The 9,623-nt window shown below is 48.4% G+C and carries 9 protein-coding genes and 1 pseudogene; 9 read left to right on the plus strand and 1 reads right to left on the minus strand.

All coding sequences use genetic code 11. The annotated features are described in order from the left end of the window. Positions 1-647: pseudogene (locus HNQ59_RS18670) on the minus strand (IS5 family transposase); the annotation flags it as partial. 165 nt (positions 648-812) lie between these two features. Here HNQ59_RS18670 and HNQ59_RS18675 point away from each other — a divergent pair. The 9 genes from HNQ59_RS18675 (at position 813) to HNQ59_RS18715 (ending at position 9,417) form a co-directional block, all read left to right on the plus strand. Continuing rightward, positions 813-1,505, plus strand: coding sequence for a WbqC family protein (locus tag HNQ59_RS18675; RefSeq protein ID WP_184041909.1), 693 nt, complete (start codon positions 813-815; stop codon positions 1,503-1,505). Continuing rightward, a complete protein-coding gene (locus HNQ59_RS18680; RefSeq protein WP_184041910.1) occupies positions 1,502-2,431 on the plus strand; it encodes a glycosyltransferase family 2 protein in 930 nt (309 codons plus the stop codon). Before HNQ59_RS18675 ends, HNQ59_RS18680 begins: the two co-directional genes overlap by 4 nt. Then, positions 2,412-3,050 carry a class I SAM-dependent methyltransferase gene (locus HNQ59_RS18685; RefSeq protein WP_184041911.1) on the plus strand — a complete coding sequence of 213 codons (639 nt, stop codon included), beginning with the start codon at positions 2,412-2,414 and terminating at the stop codon, positions 3,048-3,050. Before HNQ59_RS18680 ends, HNQ59_RS18685 begins: the two co-directional genes overlap by 20 nt. Continuing rightward, a complete protein-coding gene (locus tag HNQ59_RS18690; protein ID WP_184041912.1) occupies positions 3,047-3,712 on the plus strand; it encodes an acetyltransferase in 666 nt (221 codons plus the stop codon). The genes HNQ59_RS18685 and HNQ59_RS18690 overlap by 4 nt, the downstream gene beginning before the upstream one ends. Further along, the gene (locus tag HNQ59_RS18695; RefSeq protein ID WP_184041913.1) at positions 3,709-4,626 is read left to right on the plus strand and encodes a glycoside hydrolase family protein; all 918 of its coding nucleotides are present in this window, start codon (positions 3,709-3,711) and stop codon (positions 4,624-4,626) included. Before HNQ59_RS18690 ends, HNQ59_RS18695 begins: the two co-directional genes overlap by 4 nt. Next, on the plus strand, positions 4,623-4,997 hold the full coding sequence (locus HNQ59_RS18700; protein ID WP_184041914.1) for an EamA family transporter: 375 nt from the start codon (positions 4,623-4,625) through the stop codon (positions 4,995-4,997). Before HNQ59_RS18695 ends, HNQ59_RS18700 begins: the two co-directional genes overlap by 4 nt. 127 nt (positions 4,998-5,124) lie before the next feature. After that, on the plus strand, positions 5,125-6,621 hold the full coding sequence (locus HNQ59_RS18705; RefSeq protein WP_184041915.1) for a hypothetical protein: 1,497 nt from the start codon (positions 5,125-5,127) through the stop codon (positions 6,619-6,621). 49 nt (positions 6,622-6,670) lie between these two features. After that, on the plus strand, positions 6,671-7,807 hold the full coding sequence (gene rffA / locus HNQ59_RS18710) for a dTDP-4-amino-4,6-dideoxygalactose transaminase (RefSeq protein WP_184041917.1): 1,137 nt from the start codon (positions 6,671-6,673) through the stop codon (positions 7,805-7,807). A 32-nt stretch (positions 7,808-7,839) separates the two neighbouring features. Further along, a complete protein-coding gene (locus HNQ59_RS18715) occupies positions 7,840-9,417 on the plus strand; it encodes a hypothetical protein (protein WP_184041916.1) in 1,578 nt (525 codons plus the stop codon). Positions 9,418-9,623 lie beyond the last annotated feature (206 nt).

Here is a 9,623-nt window from a genome sequence, read left to right on the forward strand (position 1 = left end):
ATGCACCCGATCGCGCCCCGTGCGGCAATCGCCTCATGGCACGCCTTGGTATCGAAAGCCCCATCGCCGCTCACGCAGCCTATCGGCTAATCAGCTGGGACTTGCGTCAATAGCGAAGGTAGCATTTGCGCATCGCCCTGGCGGTTATCTGTCACCTCGATGGCGCGGATCTGTAGGGTTTCCGCATCAATGCCCAGATGCACCTTGCGCCACTGCCGGCAATATTCCGCGCCATGTTGCTTGGTTTTCCACTCACCTTCGCCCAGCATCTTGATACCTGTGCTATCCACCAGCAGATGCAGCGTGCCAGAGCTTTTCTGGTAGGGAATCTTGACCTGCAGCGTCTGTTGCCGCCTGGAGAGCATGCTGTAATCTGGGACGCCCCAGTCCAGACCCGCCAACTGAATCAGGCTTTGGATGAAGCCGATAGTCTGCCGCAGCGCCAGTCCAAACAGGTTCTTAATGGTCAGGCAGAATGGAATGGCGGCATCGCTATAGGTCTGCGTCCGTCCGCGCGTGCCCTGAGGAGTTCCCCGCCATGACATGCTCGTGTCCAGCCAGACGGACAGGGAGCCGCGTTGGATCAGGGCTTGGTTGTAGGCTTGCCAGTTGATCGTGCGGTAACGTTTCGGAGCGGGCTTGGTCATGCCACTATCTTGCCAAGCCACGCTGAGGGAGGGTTTGTGCAACAGCGCCCAGTAGACCTGATAATCTTGCGGGACTTACAATTGGTTTATTTTGGAAAATTTTGATTCGATGGAAATCTCTCACAATCGCACTTACCAAATTTATAAAGCCCGGGGCGCGACGTCATGAAAAAGGTCGCTATCTTACAGTCCAACTACATACCGTGGAAGGGTTACTTTGACATGATTGCAGCTGTCGATGAATTTATTCTCTACGACGATATGCAGTACACCCGACGGGACTGGAGAAACCGTAATCAGATCAAAACGCCCCAAGGAGTTCAGTGGTTAACAGTCCCCGTTCTTGTGAAGGGTAAATACCATCAAAAGATCTGCGAGACGGAGATTGATGGCAGCGAGTGGGCCTCCGTGCATTGGAAATCTCTTGTTCAAAACTACCGCCGGTCCTCACATTTTAAAGCGATCGCGGTTTGGCTTGAGCCACTCTATGTTGCTGAAGGTTACTCTCATATTTCTCAGTTAAATCGGAGGTTCATTGAGGCTATTTGCAATTATTTGGGAATTCATACACACATCACAAACTCTTGGGACTATCAACAAGTAGAAGGTAAGACCGAGCGACTTGCCAATCTATGTGTGCAAGCAGGTGGAACCGAATACGTGTCAGGCCCGGCAGCCAAGGACTATGTTTCTGAAAAGGTTTTCTCGGATTTGGGGATTAAGCTGACATGGTTCGACTACGCCGGATACCCAGCATATCCTCAGCTTTGGGGGGACTTTACCCATGGTGTTACCATCCTCGATCTTTTGTTTAATTGTGGCAAAGACAGTATTCGCTATATGAGGTATGTGACATGAAGCTTTCAATTGTTGCGACGCTGTATCAATCTGCCCCTTATATCGGTGAGTTCTATGCACGGGCAAGTGACGCCGCAAGCCAACTGGTTGGTGGCGACTATGAGATTGTTTTCGTAAATGATGGATCGGCAGACAATAGTTTGGACTTGGCCATTAGGCTTACGGAGCAGGATTCACACGTTGTTGTAGTTGATTTGTCGCGCAACTTTGGTCATCACAAGGCTATGATGACGGGGCTGGCATACGCAAAGGCGGAACGGATTTTCTTGATTGATAGCGACTTGGAGGAGGAGCCTGAGTGGCTCGGGGTCTTTGCTCAAAAGATGGATCTACAAATCTGTGATGTCGTGTATGGAGTCCAGGAACGCAGAAAAGGTGGCTTGTTTGAACGTTGGAGTGGCCAATGGTTCTATCGCAGCTTCAATGTACTGACAGGCCTTGCATTGCCTGAAAATATCGTTACGGCTCGTCTGATGACTCGTCGGTACGTTAATGCCTTGCTAAGTCATGAAGAGCGAGAGGTTTTTATGGCAGGCCTATGGCATATCACCGGGTTTGACCAGTGTCCTCAGGTAATTAAGAAGCACAATACGAGCGAGACCACATACACATTCCGCAGAAAGATGTCGTTGCTAGTCAACTCGGTGACGTCATTTAGTAACGCCCCTCTGGTCAGCATTTTTTACATCGGCGTGTTGATCTCGTTATTTGCGCTAACCTACATCGCGTATCTGGTTACGCACTGGCTCTTCCTTGCGAAACCTCTGAGCGGATGGACTTCAGTTATGGCCTCTATTTGGCTTCTTGGAGGCATGGTCATCTCTTTTATCGGTGTAGTGGGTATCTACCTTTCCAAAATATTCTCCGAGACTAAGCAGCGACCCTATACCATAGTGAGGCAGATTTATGCAAAACAACCAGACTAAACTGCTCAACGAGGTTGCAACGTATTACGCTGATAAACTTGCGGAACATGGTGATACGCCTCGCGGGGTGGACTGGAATGGTGAAGAAAGCCAGATGATCAGGTTTGCACAATTGTGCAAAATCATTGACTCGAAGACGCCCAATTATTCTCTGAACGATCTGGGTTGCGGCTACGGCGCCTTGCTCGATTATCTGCGAGATAAGCACCCAGCCTATTCATATCTTGGAGTCGATGTTTCCCATGAAATGATCAAGGCTGCAGAGCAACGGTATGCTGCCGTCAATCAAGTTCGTTTCATCACCTCGGCTGAGCCAGACCTACCGGCTGACTACTGCGTGGCCAGTGGTATCTTTAATGTGCGTATGGAACGAACAGACGCTGAGTGGTTTGACTATCTGCAGGCCACATTGGACATTCTTGATCGCAACAGTAGGTATGGATTTTCTTTCAACTGTTTGACCTCATACTCAGACGAAGACAAAAGGCGGGACTATCTTTATTACGCAGACCCGTGCCGTTTATTTGATTTGTGCAAGCACCGTTATTCCCGTCAGGTCGCATTGCTTCATGACTATGGGCTTTATGAGTTTACGATTCTGGTGAGGAAGATTCTATGAAAAATCCGCTTGTAATTTTTGGCTCTGGCGATATCGCCCAACTCGCACATTACTACTTCAGTTCAGATTCCAACTACGAGGTCGTTGCCTTCACGGTAGATGCGGACTACATCAAGGAGTCTGAGTTTTGCGGATTGCCAGTTGTCGCGTTTGAGGATGTCGCTAAAAACTATCCACCCGATTCTTATGATTTTTTTGTTGCACTGAGTTACTCGAAACTGAATGCTGTCCGTAAAGAAAAGTATCTCGCCGCAAAGGAGATTGGCTACAAACTGGTGAGCTTTATCAGCTCACGTGCAACCGTGCTCAATGAAGGAAGAATCGGCGAAAACTGTTTCATTTTTGAAGACAACACTATTCAGCCATTCGTCACGATAGGCAACAACGTTACTTTGTGGAGTGGTAACCATATCGGCCACCATTCGGTAATTCATGATCACACCTTCATTGCATCGCATGTGGTTGTCTCTGGTGGGGTAGAAATTGGCGAACAGTGTTTCATCGGGGTGAACGCGACATTGCGTGATCACATCAAAATCGGGGATAGATGTGTTGTCGGCGCTGGAGCGTTACTGCTCGCAGATGCAGCGTCTGAAGGTCTCTATATTGGTACCGCTACCAAGCGATCAGAGCTGCCTAGTACAAGGTTGAGGGGCATATGAAGCACTGCTGGAGAAAACTTGGGCAGGTCTATTGTCCACCAGGCCATAAAGAATGGATGCATTCTCATGCTGCTGTGCCTATTGCAGAGCATGTTAGAGGGAATCTGTTTAAGATATATTTCAGCTCAAGGAATAAAAATAATCAAAGTTTTACTGGGTATCTATTTATAGATATAACCCGGCCACAAGAAATTCTCGAGTTGTCAGATAACCCGGTGATCAGCCCTGGTGCTTTAGGTGAGTTCGACGATAGTGGAGCGATGGCCACTTGGCTTGCCCACCACAATGGTAGGCGATTTCTTTACTACATCGGATGGAATTTGGGTGTGACGGTGCCATTTAGAAATTCCATCGGTCTATCTATAAGCGAGCATGGTGGGGAATTCAAAAGGTATGCTCCAGGTCCAGTTGTTGATCGTTCGATGACTGAACCTCACTTTGTTGCCAGTTGCTGTGTATTGCCTGATCAAGACAAATGGCGCATGTGGTATCTCTCTTGCACCGGCTGGAGAGTACGGAACGGAAAGCCTGAGCATCGGTATCACATTAAGTATGCCGAATCAATCGATGGGGTCGCATGGAGGCGAGAGGGCGTTGTCGCGATAGACTACTCTGATGACCTGGAATATGCCATTTCGAGACCATCTGTTATTCGAGATAAGGACTGCTGGAGAATGTGGTTTTCTCATAGAGGTTCTGCATATCGAATTGGTTATGCTGAGTCGCTAGATGGTATCCACTGGATAAGGTTAGATGCCGAATGTCAAATTGATGTTTCGGAATCCGGCTGGGATTCTGAAATGATTGAGTATCCTTTTGTCTTTGACCATGATGGTGCTCGATATATGCTTTACAACGGCAATGGTTACGGGGAAACAGGGTTTGGTTTGGCTATTCTCGAGTGTTGCTCATGAGCCGCTATTTTGACTATCTATATATCTTTGCTACTCTGGGCTTCACAGTCTACGGGCAGCTAATTCTCAAATGGCGAATTGCGCAGTTTGGTCCGCTACCCGCAGAGTTGGTAGATAAGCTCAAATTCCTTCTCGGGCTTCTCTTCGATCCAGCGATATTTTCAGGTTTCGCTGCTGCATTTCTGGCATCTCTTGCATGGATGGCTGCTATGACGAAATTTGATTTGAGTCATGCTTACCCCTTCATGAGCCTCAATTTCGTCGTGGTTTTGCTGTTAAGTGGCTGGCTTTTGAGTGAACCCATGACTATGCAAAAATCACTAGGGGTTGGATTGATTGTGCTTGGTACAGTGGTAGCGGCTCGTGGTTAGTTCAGCCTTAGCAAATTTCCTTCGCAGAAATTCTGATCTTGCTCTGGATTTTTGTGTTTCTGCATCTTTTGTCCTTGCCCTCTGTCTCTTCTTTGAGCCACGGTGGGAGACCAATGATGATGTCGGAATGTCCATGGTTGCCCACGGCTATGGCATTGCCACGGTTGGCATGCCGAATCTGATTTTTTCTAATGTTCTTTGGGGTTATTTGGTCCGGACGATCCCACAAATAAGTGGTGTATGGGGTTATTCCATAGCAACCATTGGGGTGCTCATTATTATAGGGGCGGTAATTATCCACGCATTGCGAAAGCTATCTTTTGGATGGCTGATGTCTCTATCTATTGTGATTCTCTTGTTGGTGCGACCTGTTCTTTTTCCACAATTCACGATCAATGCCGGCTTGCTCACTCTTGGGGCTGTTATTTGTTGGAATTTTTATAGTCGGCAGAAAAGCATGCAGGCACTTGTTATTGGGTGTCTTCTAGCTTTCTCTGGGTATCTCGTTCGTAGTCACGAGTTTTTGCTTGTCCTACTCATAGCATCACCCTTACTGCCGTGGAGTAAATTGGCTAAAGATCGCGCTGGGCAAGTATCTATAATTGCTCTTTTGCTGGCGATTGGCGCGGCCTCTTTTGTTGATCACAAAGCATATCAAAGCGATGCTTGGCAGTCTTTTAATGCATTGAACCCTGCTCGCGCACTGATAACTGATTTTGGCGCGGACACTCAACTGAAGAATCATCCAGAAATTCTTGCTCGACATGGCTACTCAGCGAATGATATCAACCTTATACGTTCGTGGTTCTTTGTTGACGAAAATATTGCAAATCCTCATGCATTGAACGCTATGCTTATGGAAATTGGGCCTCTACCAGCTCAAAGTAACGCACTAAATAACGGTTGGATAGGGATCAAAACGTTTGCTAACCCGGTTTTACTTCCTGGCTTCTTAATGGCGTTCTTCCTGTTGCTGTTGATGCCAAATCGTAAATTATTCATGACATGGGCTCTTTGCCTTGCTGCTTTTTTTGCGCTAGGCATTATGGGACGTCCAGGTGTCTTACGAGTCTACATTCCTGTCGTTTCTTTACTCCTAATGGCCCCTATCTTGGTACCTGGTACTTGGTACCTAGTGCCGAGACAGGGCCTTCTACGCTGGCACTTGGTGCAAGGTGCGATAGTTGTCGCTGCATTTTTTAACACCACCACCGTGTTTTCGGAATCGAGATCTGCTCAGCTGGTTGCCGAAAGGATGCGAAAGGACTTGCAGGGCCTTTCTAATGACGTTGTAGTAGTTTGGGGTGGGTTATTCCCTTATGAAGCTGTATATCCGGTCATAAGAAAATTTCATACCGCACAGGCATATAGGCTTTACCCATTAGGTGTTTTCACGCATGCGCCATTCTCGGTCGCCTATAGAGAGCAAGTTGCGGGGCGGGGCATGATAGATCGGCTAACCTCCCAAAGAGGGATTCCAATAGTTGCCGATAAACAACGCTTTGACCTTCTAACTATCTATTGCAAAGAACGTTTGGATGGTGTTTTACATGAGCTTGCTACTCAAGAATATGGACAGGTAGACGTTAGCTGGCGCAGATGTGAAAACAAGGTGGCTCAATGACGATGACCCGAGAAGCATGAAGAAAGATGTTTGAGAGAGTATGAAAAAGATGAATAATCGCATTCCATTCAACTGGCCTCACATGACAGGGAAGGAGTTGTATTACATCGCTGAAGCGCACTTCAACGGTAGTTTGGCAGGCGATGGGCCTTTTACCAAGCGTTGCCACGCCTGGTTGGAAGAGCGGACCGGATGCAATAAGGGCTTGCTTACTCACTCCTGCACAGCGGCACTCGAGATGGCTGCTCTATTGCTGGATATTCAGCCCGGTGACGAGATCATCATGCCGTCGTACACCTTTGTATCTACAGCCAATGCCTTTGTGCTTCGCGGTGGGATCCCGGTGTTTGTCGATATTAGAGAAGATACGCTGAATTTGGACGAACGGCTGATTGAGTCCGCCATTACGCCGCGTACCCGTGCTATTGCTCCCGTTCATTACGCGGGAGTGGCTTGCGAGATGGATACGATCATGACCATCGCTCGACAGCATGGATTGAAAGTCGTTGAGGATGCAGCTCAGGGGGTGATGTCAACCTACAAAGGGCGTGCACTGGGCAGTATTGGTGACTTGGGGGCGTACAGTTTCCACGAAACAAAGAACGTAATCTCGGGGGAAGGGGGCGCGTTGCTCGTCAATAGCCCGGACCTGAGCCTTCGTGCAGAGATCATTCGTGAGAAAGGGACCGACCGCAGCCGGTTTTTCAGGGGAGAAGTGGATAAGTACACTTGGCAAGAGGTGGGTTCGTCGTTCCTGCCAGGGGAGCTTATTGCTGCTTTTCTTTGGGCGCAACTTGAAGAAGCGGATCGAATAACTAGAGAAAGGCTGGCTTGTTGGCAGCGTTATCACGAGCTATTGGCACCTTTGGAAGCCACGGGGATACTGAGGCGCCCAATTGTTCCGGATGACTGTGAGCACAATGCTCACATGTACTATGTACTTTTGGCGCAGGATATCGACCGTCAGAAGGTCCTTGATTCCTTTAAGCGCAATGAAATCTGGTCAGTTTTCCACTACGTACCGCTTCACTCCTCTCCTGCATGTAAGCGTTATGGTCGGCTGCATGGCGATTTGGATGTCACGAATCAACAGTCTGAAAGGTTGGTTCGCTTACCGCTTTGGGTTGGCTTGTCAGATGAGCAGCAATGTCGGGTCGTTGATGTGTTGAGCGAAGCTGTTGCCTGAGCTTTATAGCTCGAAAAATTAAGGATTCTGTTGTGACTCAGCTAGAAACTAATTGCCAGCATTTCTTTGGTGAAGATCCACATTTACCAACAGCTGTCGTTGTTTTAATGGTAATTTTTGCAGCAGTGATACCGCGCTTGATGCTCGTTGGAGGTCTGCCGGCTACGGATGAAGGTGTGTTTGCATATTTTGCTCAGATTGTACACGCGAGTCTCTCTGCCGGCAAAGGCTTGCCCGACACGGGACCGCTCATGCTTTATCCTTTGTTACTTAACTGGGTTTTTGCCTTTGATACCAATCCTTTGATCGCACTGCGCCTGATCGATATGCTGGTTGCCGTGGCGGCAGGCTATGCGTTTTACCGGGTGATGGAGGTTGAAAGCGGCAGTCAGCTTGGGGCGATCCTCATAAGCTTGATATTCCTCTTTACAATGAATCAGGCGATTTTCATACAGTATGGATTTAAGAACAGTATATTTGCTGCATATGTGCCCCTGTTCTCCGCCCTGTGGCTAGGCCTTACTGCACCTGTTGGTATATGCGCCCGTCGCTGGATAACTATTGGTGCGTTGCTATCTGTCTCGGTACTGCTTCGGGAAACATTCTTACCACTGATTGTAGTGGGTGCTCTTGCCGTGCTACTACAACGCGGCTTTCGCTCCCTTTACCATTTGATAGTTGGTGGTATTGGTGCCGGTTTGCTTATTGCGGGCGTTATTATTACTGCTCGAGGTGGTATCGCGTCATTATTAGAAAGCTACCGTGATGCCGCAAAAATCTATGCAGCCATGGCAGATAAGCGTACTGAGTTGTTTTTTGGCTCTGGCGCACAGTTCGTGCAAGAAGCAAATATCGCGCTCGTCATTGCAGTCGTTGGATTTATCGTTGTGCTGGTTCGAAGCCTTGGCAAGAGTAGTGCCACAAGTTTGCCAAAGTTAGGTTTTTGGCTCGCAGCCACTCTGGTCCCTCTTATTGAGCCTGCTTCCAAAATAGGCTTTCCCTATCACTTCAGTGTCTGCCTCCCAGGTTTAGCTGGCCTCGCAGCCTTGGGGTGGCGTAATATCTGTGATGGTAGCCGCTTGCACCTTGCTTGCAGTGCCATATTAATAGCCATGCTTTCGATGCTTATTCCTCGTGCCATAGGGCTTTGGGGAAATTGGCCACAATCCAAAGAGGTGCTAGCGAGCTTTCAAACCGGCCATTGGCCGGAGATTTTGACTGATAAGTCTAACTACCTGATGGCTGCCGCAGTCATTCGTCAGATCGCACCTTCCGGTGGGACAGTTGCTGTCAGTGGTTATATGTATGCTCTGTACCCACTCACTGGTTTGTTACCACCAAAGCCTGAAGTGGCAAATTTGACCAATGCAATTATAGACTTGGATCTGTCCGAACCCCGTTTTCGAGAAGTTCTGCTTCGCTGTCCGCCTGATATTGTGATGACCACAAGCCGGACGGACTGGCCTGGGAGTTCGGAAATTCTTAATGCTGTGCGTAATACAGGCATTTATGAAGAGGTTACTGAGATTCCTACGACCAATAATAGATCCTATGGTGGTTTTGGAGGTTTTATCTTTCGTGTCACAAAACAGCGTCCCTGCGAGAGGTAGTGGGAAAAGTGGTTTACCCCCGTCAGTCGTACTGAACCACCCCGGGTTTTGAGGAGGGAGTTTGGTTAAATGCCTCAGCCAATTTGAACCGACCCGGGTTTGATGCGACGTCCCCCGGAATTGAGTAGCGCCTGACTTTAGAGTCCACTCCCAAGCGACAGGAGATTGGACATGAAGAAACGTTTCAGTGAAGAACAAATCATTGG

The sequence above is a fragment of the Chitinivorax tropicus genome (genome assembly GCF_014202905.1).
Classification (GTDB): domain Bacteria; phylum Pseudomonadota; class Gammaproteobacteria; order Burkholderiales; family SCOH01; genus Chitinivorax; species Chitinivorax tropicus.